This is a genomic window from Rubinisphaera italica (genome assembly GCF_007859715.1).
Lineage (GTDB): Bacteria > Planctomycetota > Planctomycetia > Planctomycetales > Planctomycetaceae > Rubinisphaera > Rubinisphaera italica.
Genome location: NZ_SJPG01000001.1, coordinates 5,390,402 through 5,414,674, shown reverse-complemented (window position 1 = coordinate 5,414,674; position 24,273 = coordinate 5,390,402). Strand labels below are relative to the sequence as shown.

Genomic DNA, 24,273 nt, shown 5'->3' with positions numbered 1-24,273 from the left:
CGCGGTCGTTAAATTATTTTTTGCAACGCAGATATTAACTTGTAGGGCGGCAAGCAGTTGACTGATTGCGGCAGCGCCACCCCGCAAGAATCTTTAGAGGCTACCCGCTTTTCTGCCGGTCACACTATTTAAGATAAGTAACATACGGCGCAAATTTAAGGGACGTCGAACTATCATCAGGGTCGATCAACTCCTCAATCACTTCAGCAGGGGCTTGATCGGACAAAGTCCCTACCTGTCCACTGAAAAAGACAACGAAATACTTTCCTCTGATGGGCTGCCCCAAACTTCCGGTGACATCATTCGAATTGAACGCGATTCCTCCGGGTTTGGTCCATTCAGTAGCTTTATCTGAATCTGTAAAAATCAGACTGAGAACTCTTGAGGTTCCATCAGTGCAACTCGCATATCTAGGCTTCTCTTGCGATAACAGGCTGTTCTCACCGCAAAATGCATGGATTCGAGTTTTCCCCGATCCCGGTGCAGTACCGATGGCTAGATAATCCGGTATCTTGTCCAGCAATTTGATGTTGTGAGGACTATCCCAAGGCTCATCCAAGTGAAACTGCGCGTGCAATTCTTCATAGCCATAATAGGGCAGAACATGAACTCGCCAACTTAATCCTGATACACTTTGCCCCATAGGCAAAACAGTTGGAAATCGAGATTCATTGTTATGATTTTTTTGTAAAGAGAGCCCAGCCTGCTTCAAGCTGGATAAAATATCTGTACTACCTGGGGTCGTTTGTTTTACTTGAGTAGAATTGGTGACTTGACTGCCACCAAAATTCGAACTGGAAAATTGAATTGCCGCTGCGTGAAACGTCTCAATTTCTTCCAAGGTTCCTGCATCACTCACAGCTAACTGAGTTGTCTTGCTGACGAGCGAATTGACAAGCTTCATTACAGCGTTGATCGAATCACTGTACTTTTTCTTCGCTTGTCCATTATCGGAAGCAAGTGTTTCAATTTTATTGGCAATCTCGTTCAGTTTCTGTGATTGATTCGAAAGCGAACGAACGGCCCCATTTGCCGAACTTTGGTCTGTCACAAATCCCAGTATCTGGCAGCCCTCTTGAGCAAGTCGGATTCCATCAAATAACGCTTGATCCTGTGGCGAGGACGGAGCAGACTCTGGTATGATCATGGCCGGTAGGATTTCGTCAAATCGGCGAATGCTCATTTGAAGTTCCAATGGTATGAAATTGAGGAGATTGAAATCCAGTCGCTGTTGATTACTGGAAGCAATGCTCTTCATATAAGACTCAACCTGTTGTTTCATCTCTTTGTCTTGTTGTTCCCGAAAATCAATTCTCTCTTCATTCCAGGTTTTCACTTTGGCGGATTCGACAGGCCCAAGTTTCAAAAAGCGAGTTGAAAATTCATCAAGTTTTTTACTCAATTTTAAATACTTAAAAGAAATTTCCGATTTCTTTCTTTGTAGCTCAGCGGAATCTTGACTTTTTGCTGCTTCAAATTTGTCTTGCCAGAACTCAGTCATCTCTTTTTTAATCAGAGAGATCGCTTCGTTCATCACATCATCATGACTGTCATTCAACTGAGCAGTCATCACATTCAGATTCGGCACCGATGTCCACAACGAATTGACCAGCAGGCCAATTCCTATTAAGACAATCACACCAACCACTGCACCAATGATTGGTGTCAAATTCTGAGCCGGTTTTTTCTTGTTATTTCTGGACGGCGTCGATGACTTCTTGCGAACGACTTTGGCAGGCAATTCCCGTTGCAATTCAGGAGTTCGACGTTTGCGGCGTTTGGGAGATTTAGAAGACCGCCGTGAAGATTCATCCGACATATCACACCTTCAATAAACTCAGTCTTATCGAGAAATCACATTCAGCGGTAAGGCTACTGGAAACTCATGAGATTCAGCAAAAGTAAATTACACCCTGACCGAGAGAGTATTAATCCGGAAATTTCGCATTGTGATACACGTTTTGCACGTCGTCGCACTCATTGAGTAGATCCAGAAACTTTTCAAAAGCTTCGACATCGTCTCCACTAAGTTCGACATCGGATTGTCCGACAAAGGCAATTTCCTGGACGTCGAATTCCATGTCGGGTTGCATTTCCAGAAGCGCCTGCTTGGCTTTGAAAAAGTCTGTCGCCGCTGCAAATACGGTGAGTTGACCATCATTACTTTCAACATCATCGACATCGACATCCGCTTCGAGCAAGGCTTCGAGAATCTGGTCGGCATCGTCTCCCTTGAAGGAGAGGACTGAAAGGTGATCGAACGAATGAGCGACCGTCCCAGTATTTCCCAACTTCGCGCCGCCCTTGTTGAAGCAGTTGCGGACGTCGGTAAATGTGCGCGTCGGATTATCTGTCAGGCAATCGACGATAACTGAACATCCGCCCGGCCCGAAGCCTTCATACTTGGCTTCCGAGTAGTCTTCGCCCCCAGCTCCCCGGGCTTTTTCCATCGCTTTTTCGATAACGTGGGAGGGAACCTGTTCCTTTTTTGCCTTTTCGATCATGTTCTTCAAAGCCGGGTTCGATTCCGGTTCAGGCACACCATTCTTGGCCACCACGTACAACATTTTGCCGTAGCGTGAATAGAGTTTGGACTTCTGCGCAGCAGTCTTAGCAATCGAATGCTTCCGGTTTTCGAAACTTCTTCCCATGGAACGAATCTACTTATTTTCAGGTGTCAAAAAAAATTGAACTTCTCTAAGAATAGACAAATCCATTGCTAAGAGCAATTACGAAAGGAACGGGAGTGAGTACCGGAACGGAGGTCTGTGACTTGGGACCCCGTCATTCCAAACCTTCGATGAGATCGACTTTGGTGACATTTCGGGATATGTTTTCGTAACTCTACATAAGATCAGACTCGACATTGAACCGATTCGAAGACGACGGATCGCGGAGGCGGTCTCGAAAAGAAGCCCCGAATCGTTGGACTTCCGGGGGCTTCCGCTATCGCGGAGCGCCCCCGCCACCCCAGATTTAATTGATTAAGTCAGGCTTATAAGCGGTTATAAGAACAGACTCGGCTCGATCTCGGCAAGAAAACGGAATCAAACATGAAACTCACATTTCACGGAGCTGCTGGAGAAGTCACGGGGAGTCAGCATCTGCTGGAATCTGATGGTCGTAAAATCCTCTTTGATTGCGGGCTGTTTCAGGGACGCCGTGCGGAATCGCGACGCAAGAATGAGGAGTTCGCCTACGATCCTCGCGACATCGATGTCGTCATCCTGTCGCACGCGCATATCGATCACAGCGGAAACCTGCCCCGCTTGTTCCGGATGGGATTTCGTGGTCGCGTCTTCTGTACAGCTGCCACGGCTGACTTTGTTGAGATTATGCTCAAAGATGCCGCCAAAATTCAGCAGGAAGATTCCCGTTACCTGTCTCGACATTTGAAACCGGGGCATCCTTCAGTTGAGCCGTTGTATGACCAGGATGATGTTGACGGTTTGATGGAGTTGTTTGAGCCGCTCGACTTTGAGAAGCGTCACGAAATCGCCAGCGGGTTTCGCATTCGCTTCCTCAACTCAGGACACATTCTCGGCTCTGCGATTACCGAAGTCGATCTCGAGGAGGATGGAATCTGGAAACGAATCGTCTTCACAGGGGATCTGGGCCGACGCGATTTGCCATTGTTACCTGATCCGAGCACGATTGAACGCTGTGATGTGCTGATTTGCGAATCGACTTACGGCAATCGCGTGCATGCCCCATCAGGGGATATCAAAATGGAACTGCTGCGAATTCTGAAGGAAGCGGTCGCGGTCGGAGGCCGTGTGATTGTGCCTGCTTTTGCACTGGGCCGAACTCAACAGCTGGTTTATTTTCTAAATGAACTCTTCAACGAAAATCTGCTGCCTCCAATTCCGGTATTTGTCGACAGTCCACTGGCGACGCGACTCACGAAAGTTTATCGCGATCACCTGGAGATCATGGATACTGAAATCCAGCTTTTGCTGCGAGATGACGACGATCCGTTTGGATTTCCCTGGCTGAGTTATGTGCTGTCTTCGCATGAAAGCAAAGAGTTAAATGATCGTGAAGGAACGATGCTCATTATCTCTGCCTCGGGAATGTGCGAAAGTGGGCGCGTTGTGCATCATTTGGCTCATGCGATTTCCGATCCTCACAACACGGTCGCCTTAATTGGTTTTCAGGCAGAACACACAACGGGCCGCCGCATTGCCGAGCGGCAAAAGTACGTCAAGTTTTTCGATCGAGATTTTCGACTCAAGGCTCATGTCGAAAAGCTGGATGGACTATCGGCTCATGCTGATGTAACGGACTTCCGCTGGTGGTTCGAGCAAGCTGCTCAAGCGGGGGGAATCGGTCAGGCGTTTCTCGTCCACGGCGAACCTGACTCCGCAACAGCGCTTGCCGAAGTGCTGAGAGATTTCACGGATGAAGACCCGATCATTCCAACTCGCGGGCAATCTTTTGAGGTGTGAAAAATACACTCTTAACACAAGTGGAACCCATCCACAACAATTTGAAATTTCAAAAGGTGACCGGGATTCGCAAGCCATCATAAGCCAGGTCAATTCCCTTTGGTAATTTCCCCGAAACGTACTCATGCTCAATATCATGTGCGATGTGAGTAAAGTAAGTCTGCCGGGGACGCAATCGTTCGCTGACCAGAGTTGCCTGAGTCAGGTTGAAGTGGGTGGGATGCTGACGGAATCGTAACGCATCGATGATCAGCACATCCAGATTTTCCAGCAACGGCCACGTCTCTGGTGGAATCTCACTGACATCTGTGCAATAGGCGACATTCCCGAAGCGATATCCGAGGATCGGCAATCGGCCGTGCATCAACCGGAGAGGTTGCACCCGAATACCGAGTAAATCAAAAGGTTCAGTCGTTGCCCGTCGTATTTCAAATCGCGGCACCGCTCCGCGACGTCCATGTGGTGGCAGCGGAGTGAATGCATACGAATACGCCTGCTTGAGTTGCTGCTCGACCATTGGCTCGCAGTACAACGGGATATCTTGATCGAGTAAATGTCCGAACTGACGCAAATCGTCCAGACCGAAAATGTGATCGGCATGACAATGAGTGAACACGGCTGCGTGCACGAGTCGGACTTTTTCGCGGATCAACTGGATTCGCATTTCAGGAGTCGTATCGACCAAAAAATTCCCTTCGGGAGCCTGGACGAGAATACTGCTGCGTGTGCGGTTATTACGAGGATTTTCGGACTGACAGACCGGACAACGGCAACCCACCAGCGGCACACCATGGCTTGTCCCCGATCCGAGAATGATAATCTCGCCCTTGGAGTTTCCTCCAGGCTGTATTAACTCGACATTCATTAATCTTCATTCCATTCGATAAGCCGGATTCTTCACCGCCCGGCTTACGCATGTTTATTTCGCTTATCGTCTGACAACTCTTATTCAAAACAGTAAATTACAACGCAACCAGCAATACTGGAAGCAAGTTTCATTTTAAAAATTCAGGCGAGCCGGGCCAGTTATGGCTCGGGTTTCCTCACGATTATTGTGTGAGAATAGAAAACTTTGTTGATGATGAACCAAACCCACCCGAGTCATGACTGACTCGGCTCGCCTTTTGCAGTAGTTATCGTATTTGCCTTCAGTATCAAATCTCCATCAGATTGCTTGAAATGTTACATTCTCGAAGGAATAGCTTTGGATATCACACCTGAAAAATTTGGAGACTTGCTAGACCTGCATCAGCTCGATCGGCAGCGATATGAGGAAGTCGAACAGAATCATCAAGCCGTTCTGAAGTTGTTACAGGAAACTCGATACGACGGATTACTGCTCACTCTTCCAGAAAACATCGCCTGGTTCACGGCTGGTGGACAGGTTCATTTTCAGCATGGAAGTGGCCGTCCAGAAACAGCTCTCTTCATCAACAAAACGGGGCGGATTGTTTTAACAGTTGACTCGGTCGCTCCCCAATTCTTTGATCGTGAAATCAAAGCACTTGGCTTTCAACTGAAGGAACGTCTCTGGACGGACGGTCTGGAAGATTTGTCGGATGAAATCTGCCGGGGTCGAGCCGTCATTAGCGATTCTGGTTTCGGTCGCACACGTGCACTGGCGAATCGAATCGATCCCTTACGACAACAATTCTCAGAGAGCACTGCCAATAAATACAGTACAACTCAACAGAAGCTGACTCAGCTTGTCAATGAGGTCGCCTCTAAAATACAACCCGGTCAAACCGAAATTGAAGTCGCCAGTTTGATCGCTGCAGAATTGATTGCTCATCAATTTCAACCGCAACGCCTGCAGGTTTATGCCGATGAGCATCATTTCCAATATCCACACTGGGACTGCGATCACACACCGATTCAATCTCGTTGTGCAGTGCACGGGATCGTGTCCCAGGCAGGTCTATATTATGCCACGACCGAAACCGTTGATTTTAATGCACCTGATCAATCAATATTACAAAAGCGCGAACAAGCCCAAGTCATTCTGACACGAGCCTCCGAACTTTCTAAAGTAGGTTTTTCACTGACCAAACTCTGGCAGGAAATCCTAAAGACTTACACAGAACTGGGTATCCCGGATGAATGGCGAACAGCCGAATTCGCAATGCAACTCGGCTATCGCAACCCCGAGCAGATTCTCGTCCAAAATCAGGCAGGAGAATTACTGCCAAACACTTTCTGGTTCTGGCAGATCCGTATCGGTTCGACTCTTACAGGAAAGATCATTCACGCATCAGAGTGATTCCATCGTGCAATTGTAAATTGCGCCTAAGCTTCTTCTTGCTGACTCAACTCGAACTTCCGGGCGGCTCGTGGTAATTTTTCTCCACAGTGCTTGCAGAAAATGGCATCAGTTTCGTGCTGATGAAGATCGCAATTGGTACAGGGCATATCGAGATGTTTATCGGCCCTGCTGGCTGCTACTATTTCGACGGAAAAGACACCGGTCGGCACAATGATGATGCCGTAGCCGAGAATCATCGCTACCGCTGCGAGCGATTGTCCGAGAATCGTTTGTGGGGCAATGTCTCCATAGCCAACTGTCGTCATGGTCACGATTGCCCAGTAAACACTCTTCGGAATACTCGTGAATCCATGAGCCGGCCCTTCAATCAAGTACATGGCTGAGCCCATGAGCAGAATGATTGTCATCACGACAAATAGAAAAACCATGATTTTGCTTTGGGTTGCTCGAAAGGCAATCCAGAGATGGTTGGCTTCCTTCATGCAATGGGCGACTTTAAGCACGCGGAAGACCCGCAACAATCGCAAGGCTCGAATGACAAGTAACGATTTTGATCCGGAGAGGAATAACGCGACAAATGTCGGCAGGATCGAGAGTAAATCGACAATCCCATAAAAGCTGAAGGCATATTTCGACGGTTTCGAAACACAGCCGAGCCTCACCAGATATTCGATGGTGAACAGGATTGTGAGCACCCACTCGATCAATAAGAAGATCTGACCGTAGCGCACTTGCAGGTCTTGCACGCTTTCCAGCATGACGGTCATCACGGAAATCATGATGGCGACCAGAAGTACGATATCGAAGAGGCGACCGGCAAAGGTATCGACACCGAAAATAATCTCATTCAATTTCAACTGGAGTGGAGAAAGATTTTCCCCACCCAGAAATGGATCTTTCGGGAAGTCGAGTTGATACTGCTCTTTACGTTTCATGGTGCCGGTCTGTTCTTCAACATTCTGGAGCAATCATATTCTCAGATGTACTTTTCCATTAGGTCTTTGCAGTCGCATATCGATGCGTCGGCTCCGGTCGCCCTGGTCGAAAACTTTGTAACTGACGATATTCCAGATCCGCATTGATTTGGCTGGCTTGATGGTCGAGTACTTTTTTCACGATCTGTTCGAGCAGTTCCGGGTCGCAGGCGACACGCGCATTGACGACAATATCGGCCACTTTCGCCTTTTGATGGGAAGGGAGTGAAAGCCGAACGTCGGTATCGCTGCTGATCAGATTCGCGACGCCAAAGAATCCTTCCCACAAGCCAATTGTTTTCAGATGGGCAGGCTCGGCTCCGTTGGACAGCAATTCTTGACGGATCCCCTCAACGATGTCGACCAGAAATCTGTCGAGATCGAACTCATTTTCTGCATTCAATCTCACGCTGCAATTGAGCCAGCCTAGTTCCGCTTCGCCTTCTGCGTAGACATCGTAATCGATATCCAGAATTTTTCGACCAAACTCACCCTGCTGATCGAGAAACTCGGAAATTGCTTCAAAGCCAGTTCCTTCAGTTGCCGAGCCGCGAAGAACAGGTGTGCCCGGAAAGTTCTTAGCGAGCAGCTGTTCAAGTTCATCGGCTTCGGCTGTGCTCAATTCATCACATCGATTGATAAGAATCAGATCAGCTTCCTCCAGCTGCTTTTTCAGGATGTACTCGGCTTTCGGCGAAAAGCCGGTTGTAGAGGTCGCGGAAAGAATCTTCTTGCCGTGGCTCGGTTTCAGAATGACGGCATAAGGAGCGATCTCAAATTCCCGCTCGAACAGATGCTTAAGAGGTTGAATGACGGTTGCAACCAGATCCGTACAGCTGCCGACGGGTTCGGCCAGGATGACATCCGGTCGTTTGTCGGCACTCAGATTCTGCATCTGATCCATCAGTTCGTTGAAACTGCAGCAAAAGCAGGCTCCCGCGACTTCTTCGACGTTAAATCCAAGACTGCGGAGCAAACCGGTATCGACCAGATCGTCGGCTTGATCGTTTGTCACAATGCCCACATTCAAGCCTTGTTCGCGATACATGCCCGCCAGCCGAGCCAGGGTTGTCGTTTTACCGGCTCCCAGAAAACCTCCCACCATGATGTACCGGATTGACTTTGCCATTGATTTCGCTTTCAAAGTAAGTTGAACAAACACCCTTAAGAAGATAAGAATATGAAATTATGCAAATCTATGAACTTTTTAACAACCACTATTGACGAATTGAATTCTGTCAATGATAATTAAACCTGATTCATACCCGTGTGTTTTTCGGATATTTTAGCGGGCCTGAGATTTTAGACCCCATCAACACACATCCGCCCGGTCAACTTTGGTTGTCCGGGTTTTTTATGCGCAGTCAGATTTTTGTGATTAGGGCAGAAAGCCTTTTTCTCGTAACTCCGTCAAGTTTTCAGGGGCACTGGAGATAATTCGCTCTGCGGCATAGCGAATCAAGGCAACTCCTGCCAACGCTTCCGGAGCAACCAGGATCGCAATACGATCCTCGTCTTCCCGATCCAGCTTTTGATTCAGGCGATCCACCACTTCCTCAACCTGATCACTAACAATCTCTTCTTTCCCGGCATGATTGGTCAACTTCAAATTGGAAAAGGCGGCTGTTCGAGACATCAGAAATTGAACCAGCGAATCGTTCTCTTCGGACTCGTAAAAATCCTGAAATTCGAGAGAGGCATCTCCCGGTCTCACGATCAATGGTTTTGTGATTTTAATTTCACCTTTACGAATTTTCACCTGGGAATTCTCAGCCTGAGGTTTCAAAACCAGATAATACTCCAGATCGGAAACCCCGAAGGTAAATAACGAATAGGGAACAGAACGCGCAATGCGAACCGAATTCCAGACTCGTTTCATAGACATCTCATCGTCAAAATTTTGAAAATCCATAGTTATGTTAGCCGATGCCCCTTGAGGGCTTTGAACAGTTCAAAAAAAAACGACAATAATATTGGTCGTCATATTTCGTCAGGCACAGTCTGGCCTACGCTCTCTTATGAAATTGTTTTACAATAGACTGCTCTATTGTGCAGAATCCGACCCGCGCTCACAAGGTTGACAAATTGCCCACACGTTGAAATAGTTCTTCTCACAGCAAGAAACGACTCGAATTGCCAAATCACGGCTAAAATTGAATAACTGAAAACGAACAGGATTGATTGTATGAGCGGCCCAATTGTCAGAACAGGTGCAACCCCGGAATTTTCAGACGGCTGGGATCGGATCTTTTCCGATAAGAAGTCAAAACCAAAATCAAAGAAATCTGCAACTTCAAAGCCGAAAGCCGTCAAGAAGGCGACCAAGAAAAAAGCGGCTGCAAAAAAGAAGACTTCTAAGAAATAGTCTCGTTCTTTCGATCTTTGCTGCGGAATATTTTGTGATCATGTCAAATTTGATAGCCTGTTCAAATTGCTGTTAAAACCTCAACAGCTAAGCAGGTCTATGACAATGACTCAAATTCATTCCATTCCCTCTGAAACAGACTCTATTCCTGATGCGAATGCTCATTCCTCTCGGATACCGGGATGGATTGTCAGCATTCTTGTATTATGGATAATGTTGCTCGTCTGGTCGTTTGTGCGGACTCCCATTCCTGCTGTGAATGAGCCGCATTATATGACGAAAGCCAGACACTTCTGGAATCCTCAGTGGTGTGATCGAGACTTCTTTCTGAGTTCTTCCAATCCGCATTTGTTCTTTTATGTGACGATGGGGTGGCTGACGAACATCTGCTCGCTACACGTAGCGACATTAATCAGTCGCTGCTTTGGATTGCTGATATTTGCAATTGGCTGGAACAAAATGGCTCGGTCGCTACTCCCAGGCGTTGCCGCTGCTCACCTGCCATTGGCTGTGTTTCTGCTGATGCAGGCCAGCGTCAACTTTTCCGGCGAGTGGGTCATCGGTGGCATCGAGTCGAAGGTGTTCTCGTATGGCTTTGGCTTCTGGGGAATAGGAGCTCTGCTAAACGGTCAAGCCAATCGAGCCGGAATCTTTTTCGGACTATCGATTGCCTATCACCCTCTGGTCGGATTATGGCTGGTGCTTGGATTGCTCTTTTACGGCCTTTTCTCCAGTCGATTTCAGCTCGCAAAGTTATTGCCACTGGCTCGTCGAGCACTGATCCCCGCGATTTGTTTATTGATCACAAGCCTGCCTGGATTGTGGCCTGCTTTGATGGTCATTCTGGATGATGCCCCTGCTTCAATAAAGTTTGGAGGGGATTATCTTCAAGTTTACCGTCGACTCAAGCATCATCTCGATCCTATGGAATTCGAGTGGTGGAGGTATGCCGCTTATCTGGTCATGACAGCGATCTTGTGGTTCAGTTATCGATTTCTGAGCAAGAATAATCAGACTGAAACCTCAGGAACAAGAGCCCTGCGTTTGCTCGTTGGGGTTGCGCTGGCCGCAATGCTATTTGCCTTTGTTGGTGTTTTGGTCGGATTGCGATTCGTTGAACCACCCGATATGCCTGGGCTGACCTGGCGAGTGAAACTGTTAAAGTTTTATCCGTTTCGCCTGTATGATTTACTTCTCCCAGCGATACTCGCCATTGTTCTGACGAAGGTTTTGATTGTCTTCAATGCAAAATCAGTACAGGATATCGGAAGTATAAAACGACAAGCATATTTGAATTTCTCGCTAACGATCAGCCTGTTTATCGTGGCGGTAACTCTTCCTTTTGGAGATCGCAATTCTTCGAGAATGCCCAGTCAAATGCGACAGGATTGGCTTGAGTTATGCAGCTGGATTCAACAGAACACGCCGGAAGACGCATTGATCGTCACCACTCGACATTCCTGGGCCTTCAAATGGTTTGCCCAACGAGCCGAGTATGTCTGCTATAAAGATTGCCCGCAGGAAGCTGCTGGAATTCTCGAATGGAATCGCAGGCTCAATTACAAATACAATTGGAGCGTGGAAAGTTATACCGACAAAATGATTGATGAACAGGATTTAACAAGATTGGCTCATGAGACACAGGCCGAATATTTTATTGCGAGAGACAGAGGGGCTGTTACTATTGAGCCTGTGTTTGCCAATAGTTCGTTTCGAATATTTCCATTGAAATGACAACTTATTCCGTAAGTTGGGTTGCACATATATTGTCTCACGCAGCAGATGCAAAAAAATAGAATAATATTTCCGGTATGACGGCAGAATCTTCAACACCTCATTCTCGCTGGGGCCACCTGTTTGGTTCGAACTGGTCGGGAGGCGTCGTTATCGGATTACTGGCCGGATTGATTGTCATCCTGACCATCGATCCCGGGGGAAGTTATCCTCGATTAGCCGAGGGCCCGGGGATTACGATTGATGAATCGTTCAATGTCCAGCAAGGGATTCTGCTAGTTGAAGTCTTTCGTCAGTACGGGCTGTTCATGTTCGATCCGACGAATGCTCAGGACATCTACGGCGATCCCGCAAAAATTCCGTATCTGCCCGATCATCCGCCTCTCGGTCGCTGGATTCTCGGAATCACACATCACCTATGGTGGAATATGTTTCCTCCCACAGATCCCGGCTCCATTGATGTCACTGCTGCTGCCAGGGTCGGTTCTGCGTGTCTGTTTGCGCTCACCGTCTTTCTCGTCGGAGCAACTGCGGGAACATGGTTTGGGCCATCTGCAGGATGGATTGCTGCGCTCGCATTGCTACTGATGCCTCGGGTCTTCGCACATGCGCATTTGGCTTCGCTGGAATCGAGTGTGAATCTGTTTGTGACACTCGCCGTCTTATGCACCGCGAATAGCTGGTCGAAATATTTTCATGCGAACCCGAAAGGCATTACCGAGGAGAATCTACGCAAGTGGACCTGGAAAATCGGTTTAATTCCGGGGCTCTATCTCGGGCTAGCGATGCTGACCAAGATTCAGGGCTTTCTCATCATTCCCTGCATCATAGGCTGGGCACTCTGGTATGGACGTAGACGGTCAATTCCATCACTGTTGAGTTGGGGAATCATGGCAAATCTCGTCTTCTTTCTCGGCTGGCCCTGGCTATGGCTCGATCCTCTGGGCAACCTCAGCAAATTTCTCGGCAGCGCCACCGAACGAGTGCATCTGAATGTCTGGTATCTGGGGCAGGTTTTTCAGGATACCGAAGTCCCCTGGCATTATCCCTGGGTCATCTTTCTGGTGACTGTGCCAGTCGGATTTCATCTGCTGGGAGGTGCGGGGCTCATTCAATTTCTCCGCGAACGAGGTGCCGATGCACGATTGGCACTGGTTCTGATCTGCCTGACCTTTCCATTACTGCTTTTTTCAACCTCAACAGCCGTGTATGATGGCAGTCGCTTATTTCTGATGGCTTATCCTCTGTGGGCCGTTTTCATTGGACGTGGCGGCCAACTCGTCTGGCAGTGGATGCGAGATCGATTTTCATTTCAACGAGCAGCCATCATTGCCGCACTACTTTTGATATTACAGACTATCGGGATCATCAGCACACACCCCAATCAATTGAGTTACTACAACCTGCTGGCTGGTGGCACTGCCAATGCCAGATATCTTGGCTTTGAAGCGACCTATTGGCAGGACAGTCTCACACGCTCGTTTTGGGAAGACTGTGCAGAAAAAATCCCTGACGGAGCAACCATTCATGTGATGCCCGTCCTGCATCAGTTCCAATTGGATGATCTCAGAAAACAGACACCAATCATCCGCAAAAAACAATGGACTTTAAAACCGTGGTCAGCAGACGAAACCGAAACCAATCCCGAATACCTCATCGTCTTTTCCCGCTATTCAGATATTCCCGCAGAATTTCGAGATCACTCTCGGGAAGCCATTATTTCAATTGACGTCGGAGGATTGGGATTCTCCAAAGGCTCCCGTATCGCGGCTCTGTATTTAGTTAATAGTCGTTAGTGAATAGTTAATCGCATCTCGAAATCCACTATTCACTAACGACTATTAACCATTAACTAAAAAGAAACCACCATGAACGACTTCACACATTTCGACGAGACCGGAGCCAGTCGCATGGTCGATGTGAGTGCAAAAGCAGTGACGCAGCGTTTGGCGCGGGCGGAGGGTTATGTGCAAATGCAGCCGGCGACATTACAGCGAATCCTTGAGCAGGGATTCGGTAAGGGCGAAGTTTTTGAAGTGGCTAGACTGGCGGGGATCATGGCGACCAAAAGAACGGCTGAACTTATCCCGCTCTGTCACACATTACCACTCGAGTCCACATCAGTAGACATACAGGCAATCGAGCCGGATCGTGTTCGGATTGAAGCCTGCGTTTCAGTGACTTCCAAAACGGGCGTGGAAATGGAGGCGCTCACTGCGGTGACAGTGGCTGCGTTAACCATCTACGATATGTGCAAATCCGTCGATCGGGAAATGACGATCAGTCAGGTCCAACTGATCGAAAAACAGGGAGGTCGCAGTGGGCACTTTTTGAAAGAAAAGACTCCGGGGTGAAGTCTCACAAGCATTCTGCTTGACCATGGGCAGTCGCATGGACGACTGTTGTTCAAGTTTGCCTCGTTTGCTCCTGCAGGACGCTTTTCTATGATTTCAAATCGTCAAGCGAGCTTTCTGCTTAACGTTTGTCGTCTTGAGGACTTCATTCATTGAAGTCTACCATCGTTGATCCTGCAGATCTCTTTCAATTCGCAATACTTATACGTCTGTCGTCGATTCCTCTTCGGTCTCACACTCTTTACGTTTGATCGCTTCGTAAACTTCCTGGCGATGAATGCTCACATTTTTAGGAGCTTCGATGCCAAGTCGGACTTTGTCGCCCTGAATGGAGATCACCATCAGAGAGATATTGTCACCGATGATAATTTTCTCGTCCTGTTTTCTACTGAGTACCAGCATTTCACATCCCCGAAATGCACCGACGATTACGTCGGCCATCCTTTTAAATAACGGTCCATTGTTTCCTGACAGATCCACTCTCCAGAGATGAGACCTGCAGCCAATTCGGGCAGCGGGTTCATTCACCCGTCCGTCCGCTGACTCTTATGCTTAAACATAAACTGCATGACGACCAAATTGTTGAGGAATCTTTTACAGAAATGCTCAGAGGCTCGATTCCTGTCCACCTGTAGCGAATCTACCCGTTAATCCATCAACGCCAGTGCCCACCGGAAAGGTCACTGCAAACCCCCAAATTCAACATTCCCATTCACATAGACTCCACGACATCTCCTCAACACCTTGCCAGCTAAGGAGATACGTTACTAAAAGGCGGGAGCGGCAACTCAAAATGGAATTCGTAGTTCTACTTACGTGTAAATTTCATTCTTGATAGAATTCCATTAACTTCATACGAAATTTCATAAGACAGAGTTTGAAAATTCGCGTTCAGGGTTGAATGATTCGCATCTCACGAATTAAAGATCTTGCTCGCCAGCCCCAGCAAGGATGTGATGATGGGTGTTCCAGTTTCCCAGATGTGGACGGTTTCCCGCTATGTGATCACGCAACGATTGCTTGGTCGCAAGCGGTATCCACTGGTGTTGATGCTCGAACCTTTGTTTCGCTGCAATCTCGCCTGTGCCGGTTGTGGCAAAATTCAGCAGCCGGTCGATGTCCTGCGTAAAGAACTGACGCCCGAACAATGTTTTGCAGCCGTAGACGAATGCGGGGCTCCCATCGTTTCCATCCCCGGCGGCGAACCGCTGCTGCATTCTCGTATCGATGAAATTGTTAAGGGACTGATCGAGCGAAAAAAGTACATCTACCTCTGCACGAACGGATTGCTGCTCGATAAGCATCTGCACAAATTCAAGCCGAGTCCTTTTCTCTCATTTTCTGTGCATATCGATGGGGTTGGCGATGTTCACGATCAGGCGGTCTGCCGAAAAGGAGTTTATGAGACGGCTATTCAGGGAATTAAAGCCGCTCTCAAAGCTGGCTTTCGCGTCACGACAAACAGCACCTTCTTTCGCAATGCCGATCCTGCTCATGTTCAGGAGATGTTCGACGAACTGACTGAACTCGGCGTCGAAGGAATGATGGTTTCCCCCGGCTACGAATACGAGAAAGCTCCTGACCAGAACAACTTCCTGCCCCGCGAACAAACGATCTCTCTCTTTCAGCAGGTCTTTTCCAAAGCAGGCAAAGCATGGCGGTTCAATCAAAGCCCGCTCTTTCTCGAATTCCTGAAAGGCCGCTGGGAGCTCGAATGCACGCCTTGGGGAAATCCTACTTACAACCTGTTCGGCTGGCAGAAACCCTGCTACCTGGTCGACGAAGGTCACGTCAGCAGTTTCCAGGAATTGATGGACCTGACCGAGTGGTCAAAGTACGGACGTGCCAGCGGCAACCCCAAATGCACCAACTGCATGGTCCACTCGGGATACGAAGCGACAGCCGTTCAGCAGACATTTACCACGTGGAAAGGATTCTGGAAAACCGCAAAATTGACACTTATGGGTACAAAATCCACGTCTGCTCCATTCCCTAAGCCAGTAGCATCCACCAAAATCTCAGGCCAACCTGCCTCTTTTCCACACGCACAATCGGATCTCGTCCCGCTGCAAGTCCCCGAAAACATAACGGAATCATCATAAATCTGGATGAATCGATGCAGATTGCAGGTACTTACTTCCGATAATTCCTGATGTAGTAGATGTAGGATCCCATAACGGATCGCCCGCTGCACACTTTTCTTAAGCAGGAATTCGTGATATGTTTCGCCACTACCTATTGATTGTGACCGGATTGTTCGTCGTGGCGGGAGCTTCCTTTGCGGCTGAAAAACTCCGCATGACGGCTGCTGAACTCGAAGATCATCAATCGTCCATGATGCTGGCAAAACTGGCCAGTTCTCAGAAAATTACGAATGGCCTCGTCACAAAAGACTTCGAGGAAATTTCACAGGGAGCGAAGGAACTCGTAAGCATTTGCATGGCAACGGAATGGGCCGCTCATAAAGATCAAATTTATGCCCACCATCGGATTGAGATGCAGAAACAGGCCGAAAAACTCGAACAGATGGCCCGTCAAAAAAATCTCGAAGGGGCGGCTTTTGTCTACATGAACTCCCTGACAACCTGCATCAATTGTCATGAATACTGCCGGGATGTCCTGCGGATTGCAGACGACCCGGAAAAGTCCCGAGTCGTTCCTATTCCAACTCATGATGTGGAAGTTCGCTTACCTATGGATGTTCCTGTGCGTCAATAACAGAGTTAAAGATCAACGAGTTCTCCATCTGCTGTTTGAACCAGTCGACAAAAAGCTTCCGGATCTATTGCAGCTGCGAGCGTTACCTGACAATTCACCCATTTCTCATTAGCCCTTCACGACAAAGTTCACCATTCGGCCGGGCACACAAATCGTTTTGACGATCTGCTTCCCTTCTAACATTTGAACGATCGTCTCATCCGCTTTAGCCGCAGATTCCATTGTGTCTTTATCCGCCTCGGCTGGCACTTTGACTTTCGCACGCAGCTTGCCATTAATCTGCACAGGAATTTCGATTTCACTTTCGACAAGTTTGCTCTCATCGAACTTCGGCCAGGTCGAATAAGTCAGTGAATCTGTTTGCCCCAACACATGCCACAGTTCTTCAGCAATATGCGGTGCAAACGGATTGAGCAACTGCACGAACGGAATCATTGCCGACTTCGGTCGCGGCTGTTGACTGCTGAATTCATTTGTGAATTCCATCATCCGACTGATGGCGGTATTAAAGGACAATTTTTCGATATCTTCCGTTACCGCTTTGATCGTCTTGTGCAGCATCCGCGTTTGCTCGTCATTCAGTTCAACATCCTGAACGTCCGCATGCAGAACCGTTTCGTCATCATTGCGTTCATCGACAATCATGCGCCAGACACGACCAAGGAAACGATACACCCCTTCCACACCCGACATATTCCAGGGCTTGGTTTGTTCGAGCGGCCCCATGAACATCTCATAGAGACGCAACGAATCAGCTCCGTAGTCGTTCACGATATCATCGGGATTGATGACATTGCCACGAGACTTGGACATCTTGTGAGTCCGGGAATCGATAACAATCGATGCATCTGATTTGAGGATGAAATCGTTTCCTTTTTTGGTGGTCTCTTTTTCATCGATTAACACCGCTTCGAGGATCGCTCCCGTCTCTTTCTCAACGAACTCATCATCCTTCTCTTCAACATTTCGACTCGAAACCCATTTCTGTTGCAGATCGTCCGCAAATGGTTCATCCCGTTGATCACTGACTGCACTCTTAGTCGCGACGCGATAAGCGGTGAACTCAGCTTCACCGAGAATCATTCCCTGATTCACTAACTTGTGAAACGGCTCAGCAGAATGCAGATGCCCCAGATCGAACAACACCTTATGCCAGAAGCGGGAGTACAACAGATGCAGCACCGCATGTTCGGCTCCACCGATGTAGACATCGACCGGCAGCCAGTACTTTTCCTTCTCCGCATCGATGAAGGCTTCATTGTTTTTCGGATCGCAGAACCGCAGATAATACCAGCAACTCCCCGCCCATTGCGGCATGCTGTTCGTTTCGCGTCGCAGTTTCGTGCCATCGTCCAATGTTCGATATAACCACTCTTCTGGAGCTGCGGAAAGGGGTGGCTCGGGTGTACCCTTCGGCGCAAAGTCGTCCATATCCGGCAGACGGACCGGCAACTCGGATTCCTCAACTGCTCGCACATTACCGGTTGGTTTGCCATCTGCATTCAACTCATGCCAAATCGGAAACGGCTCGCCCCAATAACGCTGACGTGAAAATAACCAGTCACGCAACCGGAAGTTGACTGCTTCTTTGCCTAACCCGTCTGCATTCAAAGCGGCAGTAATTTTCTTCTTGAACTCCGCAGTCGGTGTCCCATCAAACTCACCGGAATTGATTGCGGTTCCCAAGCCGGTAAATCCGATTGGGTCAACATCTTCATCGGGAGGCTGAACAACGGGAATCACTGGCAAGTCAAAGGCTCGTGCAAATTCAAGATCCCGCTCATCGTGCCCCGGCACCGCCATGATCGCACCGGTCCCGTAACTGATGAGCACGTAATCGGCAATCCAGATCGGAATTTCTTTTCCGTTGACCGGATTGATGGCATAACTGCCGCTGAAGACGCCGGTCTTGCCTTTAGCCAGGTCGGTTCGATCCAACTCACTTTTCAGAGACGACTTGCGTACGTAATCCGCGACTGCTTCTTTCTGGTCGGCAGTCGAAAGAGCCTCCACCAGCGGATGCTCCGGCGCAATGACCATATATGTCGCTCCGAATAATGTATCCGGACGAGTCGTATAAACTCGCAGAACATTCTCTTCGGGCGTTCTTATAAAGCCCGATTCTTTTCGAGATGATTTCCAAGCCTCGAAACTGTCGCTGCTCTCTAGCCCTTTGACCAGAAAATCGACCTCTGCCCCGACACTCTTACCAATCCAGTTTCGCTGTAATAACTTAACCGATTCCGGCCAGTCGAGATCATCCAGTTCTTTCAACAGACGATCCGCAAACGAAGTGATTCGCAACATCCACTGTCGCAACTTGCGACGTTCAACCGGATGGCCTTCTCTCTCACTTCTGCCATCTGCAGTGATCTCCTCATTGGAAAGCACTGTACCTAAACCAGGGCACCAGTTGACGGGGGCATCGGACTGGTACGCCAGACGATGTTCATCCTGATATTTGCGAACTGCATCTTCGCCAGCCGAATTCACTTCTGTAGGAATCGGAAGTTCAGAAATCGGCCGGGCTTTGCCGGTGCGGGTTTTCCCATCGGGGCCGGTCCATTCGAGTTCAGGATCGTACCAGGATTTGAACAGCTGCAGGAAAATCCATTGCGTCCAGCGGACATAGCCTTCATCCGTCGTCGAAATTTCTCGGCTCCAGTCGTAACTGAATCCGAGCATCTGTAACTGGCGACGAAAATTGTCAATGTTCTTATAGGTCGTATCGCGGGGGTGCGTACCCGTTTTGATCGCATGCTGCTCGGCTGGCAATCCAAACGCATCCCAACCCATCGGGTGCAGCACATGCTTCCCCTGCATCCGTGAAAACCGGCAGAGGATATCGGTCGCCGTGTAACCTTCCGGGTGCCCGACATGTAAACCATCACCCGAAGGATACGGAAACATATCGAGGACGTACATTTTGTCCTGAGAGCCTTCACGAGGTTCTTCTGGAGTGACAAACGTATTATTTTTTGCCCAGAATTGCTGCCATTTCGGCTCGATCGACTGCGGTTCGTAACGTGGCATGGGAATCGTTCAGATTGGGAGTTAAATGCGTGAAAGAAATTCCAGCCACCCTCTCATTTCCTGAGGATGGCAATTCAATCGATAGTTTAACGGACATCAGCCGGTTGTATATGGTTCAGAGAAATGGAAATCCGCTACAAGCACGAAGCGCAAGCGAGTGTGTCCATCCGGTTAAACTCACTCGCTTGCGCTTCGTGCTTGTATCATTTGAATTCTACTGGAAGTGCCATCTGCCAGGTGGTTGCCAGGGGTTTCAACTTTTCGAAGAGAGTAGTAGTAAGGGCTTCGAGATCGATCTGCCGGTTCGTCAGATTCTGCAACCCCGGAATTTCAGGAGCGAATTCAGAAGTGCCAAGAATGAGGGAGCCATGCTGAAGAATGGCACCCTTGCGGCGGCGTTGAGCACTGCCGAGGATTTTGTGTTCTCCCGAAAGGACATCGTGACGATCACCTCTTAAAAAGCAGAGGAATTGATCGTTACGATCGGCTTGATCTTCTCCCCGCATTGCGACCTCAATCTGCTGTTCAGCCAGAGCCTTGATGACGGCTGAGTGAGCTACGGAATAGAGCTCGGTCGGGTTCTGTGAAATAAGATGCGAAGCGGGCAATGCGATGCTGTAGGTTAGTTCGAGATCATGCAGAATCGCTCCACCGCCGGAAAGCCGTTCGACTTGTGGAAGATTTTTGAGTCGAACAGGCGGATGAAATTCGCGGCGGCTTTGAAAATAGCCCAGGCTGAGCGTCGGCTCTTCCCAGCGATAAAATCGAAGTGAGATTTGCTGTTGTTCAATCGCCTGAGTCAGCAGCCATTCATCGGTGTGCATATTGTAACGACCGGACTTTGGTGTCAGATCGTTGTAGAGATGTGCCGTGGTCATAATTTGTAGGGTGCGTCCTGACGCACCGTGCTGCAGATGGTGTTTTGTAATAAGTTCATGATGAATTAATCAGGCGAAGGCGTAATGAAATCACAACGGAAAAAGTGAGAATCAACCTCCTCAGCATAGTGCGTCAGGACGCACCCTACTGCACTTAAATAAACGAAGGAACGGCTTCTGTTGTCGCCGGTTTATTTTCGAGATCCAGCTGCACATCGCAGGGACAGTAAGTCAAAATCGGTTGTCGGGCAGCCTTCACTTCATCGGGGCGACAGACAGGAGTCGAGTGAGGTGCGTTCTGAACCTTCTCGGGATCTTCGGCGATAATCTTCTTGAAGGTGGCCGCAAATTGATCGAGTGTCTGTTTCGATTCCGTTTCGGTGGGCTCCATCATCATCGCTTCGGCAATTACAAGCGGAAAGTAAACGGTTGGAGCGTGGAAACCGTAATCGAGAAGTCGCTTGGCGATATCCATGGCCGTAATTCCCTGCTTTTTCAGAGCACTGGCAGAGGCCACGAATTCATGCATACAGCGATCACCATTGGGCACATCGAGAACATCTTTGAGCAGTGCGAGCAGATAGTTCGCATTCAGAACCGCATACTCGGAAACTTCCCGTAAGCCGGGACCGCCGAGCGTGCGGATGTAGAAGTAGCCGCGTAAGAGGATGCCAATGTTACCGAGGAATGAGCGGAGTTGTCCGACGGATTTTGGAGGATTCGTTAATCGATAAACAGTATCTCCCTCGGCATTGTTTTCTTTTACGATGACGGGACCGGGGAGATAGTCGGCGAGAAAATCGCGGACGGCAATTGGGCCTGCGCCCGGCCCGCCTGCTCCGTGAGGACCAGTGAATGTTTTATGGACGTTGTAGTGCATCATGTCGCCGCCAAAATCGCCCGGGCGGGTTTTGCCGAGGATGGCGTTCATGTTGGCGCCATCAATGTAAACGAGTCCGCCTGCTTCATGAACGAGTCGACTGGCTTCCACAATATCAAATTCGAACAGGCCGATCGTGTTCGGATTCGTCACCATGAACACGGCGACTTCATTCGAAAGATGCTGCTTGAGATCTTCCAGGTTCACCAGTCCGGTTTTGGAAGGCTTGAGTTGAATACACTTGTAGCCAGCCATCGAAGCCGAGGCCGGGTTGGTGCCATGAGCACTGGCGGGGAAGATGACCGTTTTTCGATCTTCACCACGATCGGCAAAGTAAGCCGAAGCGGTCAACAGAGCCGCGAACTCTCCCTGAGCACCAGCTGCCGGATGCAACGAGACGGAAGGTAATCCAGAAATCTCAGCCAGCATTTCCTGCATCTCGTACAGAATCCCGAGCAGCCCCTGAATGTCGGCTCCATCGGCATACGGATGCACGTTGATCAGCCCATTCAGCCCGGCCCAGCGTTCGTGCCGTTTTGGGTTGTACTTCATCGTACAACTGCCCAGCGGATAGAAGTGGGTATCGACCGACATGTTTCGCTGAGAGAGCGAAACGTAATGCCGCACAATGTCCCCTTCTGCCAGTTCCGGCAGTTTCAGTTTTCGAGACGAACGATGTTCTTCAGGCAGCAGAGACGAAAGATCATCGGTCGGAATGTCTTCTGTGGGAAAGCAGGTGGCACGTCGTCCGGTGACGGAAAGTTCCTGAAGTAACTGCAAGGCGATTCGATTTTCCATGGGATCGCGTTTCCATTCTGAAAGAATGATGTTGTGTTTTATTGAGGCGAGCCGTCGCAGTCATGCGACGGGTGAGTTCGATAAATAAATGACATTGGAATTTGATAATTTCGCACAATAATCGTGACAAAACCCGAGTCATAACTGACTCGGCTCGCCTTTACGATTTTAAAGCGGCGACCAGCCGATCGATTTCTTCACGTGTTCGCTTCTCGGTCACTGCGATCAGCAATGAATTTTCTGGTGCCCCGGTGCCAAACTCGAATCGATTGAGTTCCGGTCCCAAATTGAAGCCAGCCGCTTTGGCTTTTTCGAGGATTTCTGTAACGGGCTGTTTGAACTGAAACACAAATTCTTTGAAGAAGGGATGAGGATACGCGAGCGTACCCAGTCCTGCTTCGGTCAGCTTCTCAACCGTATAATTGGCTTTATGGCAACATTGTTTTCCGAGCTCGGCGAATCCCTCTGGCCCCAGCTGAGCGATATAAACCGAGGCCCGCAAGGCCATCAATCCCTGATTCGTACAGATATTACTGGTCGCCTTGTCGCGGCGGATATGTTGTTCACGTGTCTGAAAATTGAGGACGAAGGCACGACGACCTGCTTTATCGGTTGTCTGACCGATAAGGCGCCCCGGCATTTTGCGAACGAATTTTTCGCGACAGGCCATCAATCCCAGATAGGGGCCGCCGAACTGCAGAGGAATTCCGAGTGACTGACCTTCTGCGACCGCAATGTCGATGCCGTAATCGCCTGGGCGATTGATCACACCCAGGCTGACAGGATCGAAGACTTCAATCGCCAATGCTCCAGCCGCATGAGCCTGATCGACTACCGACTGAACATCTTCCAGGCAACCGAAGAAGTTTGGATGCTGTACGACAACGGCAGCTGTATTGTCGTCAATCTGCTGAGCCGCCTGCTGCCAGTCGGTAATGCCGTCGATCGTATCGACCACTACAATTTCACAGGGATGACGATGCAGATATGTCCGCACTGTCTGAATATATTCGGGATGTACACTGCCCGAGATGATCACTTTGCCGGCTCGGTTGGTGCAGCGAATCGCCATGATGATCGCTTCGGCGAGGGCACTGGCTCCTTCGTACAGACTCGCGTTGGCGACATCGAGTCCTGTGAGTTCTGCAATCAGCGACTGAAATTCAAAGAACGCCTGCAAAGTTCCCTGACTTGCCTCGGCCTGATAAGGAGTGTAAGCCGTGTAAAACTCGCCGCGGGAGCAGATTTCATCGACGGTCGCCGGAATGAAATGGTCGTAAGCCCCGCCGCCCTGAAAACAGGTACGATCTCCATGACGGGCAAACTCGGCACTTACCTGATTGAGCACGCGATCGAGTTCAATTTCACTCAGAGCTGGCAGAATGTCGAGTTCTTCCGTTCGGCGGACCGATTCGGGAATTTGCTCGAAAAGATCGTCGATTTTATCGACGCCAATCTCCTGAAGCATTTGCTGAGTTTCATCGGGGGTAGCAAACAGATAGGACACGCTGGAAATCCTTGTGGCGTGAGTTTCGAAATTCAGAGAATCAGGCTGCTGACTGGCCGAGCAAACTCTACAGCAGATCAGTTGATACTGGCACAATCACCAGAAATTTAACTCTGATTGCATTGTAGACAATCAAAGCCTCAGTTCCGAACGATCCGGGAAAGCGAAATGCAAAATGTGACAATTTGACCGTGCCTGGGCATAGAGTTTGACACGATCAATCGTCTAATGAGAAAAATAAGCAAAACAGCAGAACGTGATCGATAAGAACTGAGGCGACTACGTCTTGTATCGAGCAACCTACGGCGGGTGGCGGGGGCG

Annotated in this window: 19 protein-coding genes; 8 read left to right on the top strand and 11 right to left on the bottom strand. The window is 49.1% G+C overall.

From position 1 onward, the window contains the following. Nucleotides 1-124: 124 nt before the first annotated feature. Nucleotides 125-1,534, bottom strand: coding sequence for a DUF1559 family PulG-like putative transporter (locus Pan54_RS20655; protein WP_146505282.1), 1,410 nt, complete (start codon nt 1,532-1,534; stop codon nt 125-127). 394 nt (nt 1,535-1,928) lie between these two features. Next, nucleotides 1,929-2,651, bottom strand: a complete 723-nt coding sequence (locus Pan54_RS20650) for a YebC/PmpR family DNA-binding transcriptional regulator (RefSeq protein WP_146505281.1) — start codon at nt 2,649-2,651, stop codon at nt 1,929-1,931. A gap of 402 nt (nt 2,652-3,053) precedes the next feature. Between Pan54_RS20650 and Pan54_RS20645 the strand changes: the two genes are divergently transcribed. After that, nucleotides 3,054-4,448 carry an MBL fold metallo-hydrolase gene (locus tag Pan54_RS20645; protein ID WP_146505280.1) on the top strand — a complete coding sequence of 465 codons (1,395 nt, stop codon included), beginning with the start codon at nt 3,054-3,056 and terminating at the stop codon, nt 4,446-4,448. A gap of 49 nt (nt 4,449-4,497) precedes the next feature. On the opposite strand, the gene Pan54_RS20640 is transcribed toward Pan54_RS20645, so the two are convergent. After that, entirely contained in the window at nt 4,498-5,313 is an 816-nt protein-coding gene (locus tag Pan54_RS20640; protein WP_146505279.1) for an MBL fold metallo-hydrolase, read from the bottom strand. A 339-nt stretch (nt 5,314-5,652) separates the two neighbouring features. Here Pan54_RS20640 and Pan54_RS20635 point away from each other — a divergent pair, with 339 nt between their 5' ends. Then, complete coding sequence (locus Pan54_RS20635) at nt 5,653-6,708, top strand: hypothetical protein (protein WP_146505278.1); 1,056 nt, start codon at nt 5,653-5,655, stop codon at nt 6,706-6,708. Between the two features lie 26 nt (nt 6,709-6,734). On the opposite strand, the gene Pan54_RS20630 is transcribed toward Pan54_RS20635, so the two are convergent. From Pan54_RS20630 to Pan54_RS20620, 3 genes are all read right to left on the bottom strand, one after another. Next, nucleotides 6,735-7,646 (bottom strand): ion transporter, encoded by a 912-nt coding sequence (locus Pan54_RS20630; RefSeq protein WP_146505277.1) that lies wholly within the window; start codon nt 7,644-7,646, stop codon nt 6,735-6,737. A 58-nt stretch (nt 7,647-7,704) separates the two neighbouring features. Continuing rightward, nucleotides 7,705-8,814 carry a GTP-binding protein gene (locus Pan54_RS20625; RefSeq protein ID WP_146505276.1) on the bottom strand — a complete coding sequence of 370 codons (1,110 nt, stop codon included), beginning with the start codon at nt 8,812-8,814 and terminating at the stop codon, nt 7,705-7,707. A 249-nt stretch (nt 8,815-9,063) separates the two neighbouring features. After that, nucleotides 9,064-9,564, bottom strand: coding sequence for a hypothetical protein (locus tag Pan54_RS20620; protein ID WP_242631388.1), 501 nt, complete (start codon nt 9,562-9,564; stop codon nt 9,064-9,066). 306 nt (nt 9,565-9,870) lie between these two features. Here Pan54_RS20620 and Pan54_RS20615 point away from each other — a divergent pair, with 306 nt between their 5' ends. The 4 genes from Pan54_RS20615 to moaC all read left to right on the top strand — a co-directional run bounded on the left by Pan54_RS20615 (nt 9,871) and on the right by moaC (nt 14,138). Beyond that, on the top strand, nt 9,871-10,050 hold the full coding sequence (locus tag Pan54_RS20615; RefSeq protein ID WP_146505274.1) for a hypothetical protein: 180 nt from the start codon (nt 9,871-9,873) through the stop codon (nt 10,048-10,050). Between the two features lie 105 nt (nt 10,051-10,155). Beyond that, nucleotides 10,156-11,784 (top strand): DUF6798 domain-containing protein, encoded by a 1,629-nt coding sequence (locus Pan54_RS20610; RefSeq protein WP_146505273.1) that lies wholly within the window; start codon nt 10,156-10,158, stop codon nt 11,782-11,784. 77 nt (nt 11,785-11,861) lie between these two features. Then, on the top strand, nt 11,862-13,580 hold the full coding sequence (locus tag Pan54_RS20605; protein ID WP_146505272.1) for an ArnT family glycosyltransferase: 1,719 nt from the start codon (nt 11,862-11,864) through the stop codon (nt 13,578-13,580). Nucleotides 13,581-13,652: 72 nt separating this feature from the next. Next, nucleotides 13,653-14,138 (top strand): cyclic pyranopterin monophosphate synthase MoaC, encoded by a 486-nt coding sequence (moaC, locus tag Pan54_RS20600; protein WP_146505271.1) that lies wholly within the window; start codon nt 13,653-13,655, stop codon nt 14,136-14,138. Nucleotides 14,139-14,339: 201 nt separating this feature from the next. On the opposite strand, the gene csrA is transcribed toward moaC, so the two are convergent. Next, entirely contained in the window at nt 14,340-14,540 is a 201-nt protein-coding gene (gene csrA, locus Pan54_RS20595) for a carbon storage regulator CsrA (protein ID WP_146506517.1), read from the bottom strand. 557 nt (nt 14,541-15,097) lie between these two features. On the opposite strand from csrA, the gene hpnH reads away from it, so the two are divergent. Together hpnH and Pan54_RS20585 are read left to right on the top strand one after the other, a co-directional pair. Further along, nucleotides 15,098-16,240 carry an adenosyl-hopene transferase HpnH gene (hpnH, locus tag Pan54_RS20590; protein ID WP_146506516.1) on the top strand — a complete coding sequence of 381 codons (1,143 nt, stop codon included), beginning with the start codon at nt 15,098-15,100 and terminating at the stop codon, nt 16,238-16,240. Between the two features lie 118 nt (nt 16,241-16,358). Further along, nucleotides 16,359-16,856 (top strand): hypothetical protein, encoded by a 498-nt coding sequence (locus tag Pan54_RS20585; RefSeq protein ID WP_146505270.1) that lies wholly within the window; start codon nt 16,359-16,361, stop codon nt 16,854-16,856. 108 nt (nt 16,857-16,964) lie between these two features. Here the strand turns inward: Pan54_RS20585 and leuS are convergent, their stop codons facing one another. From leuS to gcvPA, 4 genes are all read right to left on the bottom strand, one after another. Next, nucleotides 16,965-19,889, bottom strand: coding sequence for a leucine--tRNA ligase (gene leuS / locus Pan54_RS20580; protein WP_146505269.1), 2,925 nt, complete (start codon nt 19,887-19,889; stop codon nt 16,965-16,967). Nucleotides 19,890-20,092: 203 nt separating this feature from the next. Next, nucleotides 20,093-20,767 (bottom strand): lipoate--protein ligase family protein, encoded by a 675-nt coding sequence (locus Pan54_RS20575; RefSeq protein ID WP_146505268.1) that lies wholly within the window; start codon nt 20,765-20,767, stop codon nt 20,093-20,095. Between the two features lie 154 nt (nt 20,768-20,921). After that, nucleotides 20,922-22,445 (bottom strand): aminomethyl-transferring glycine dehydrogenase subunit GcvPB, encoded by a 1,524-nt coding sequence (gcvPB, locus tag Pan54_RS20570; RefSeq protein ID WP_146505267.1) that lies wholly within the window; start codon nt 22,443-22,445, stop codon nt 20,922-20,924. 160 nt (nt 22,446-22,605) lie between these two features. Next, the gene (gene gcvPA, locus Pan54_RS20565; RefSeq protein WP_146505266.1) at nt 22,606-23,952 is read right to left on the bottom strand and encodes an aminomethyl-transferring glycine dehydrogenase subunit GcvPA; all 1,347 of its coding nucleotides are present in this window, start codon (nt 23,950-23,952) and stop codon (nt 22,606-22,608) included. Nucleotides 23,953-24,273: the final 321 nt, after the last annotated feature.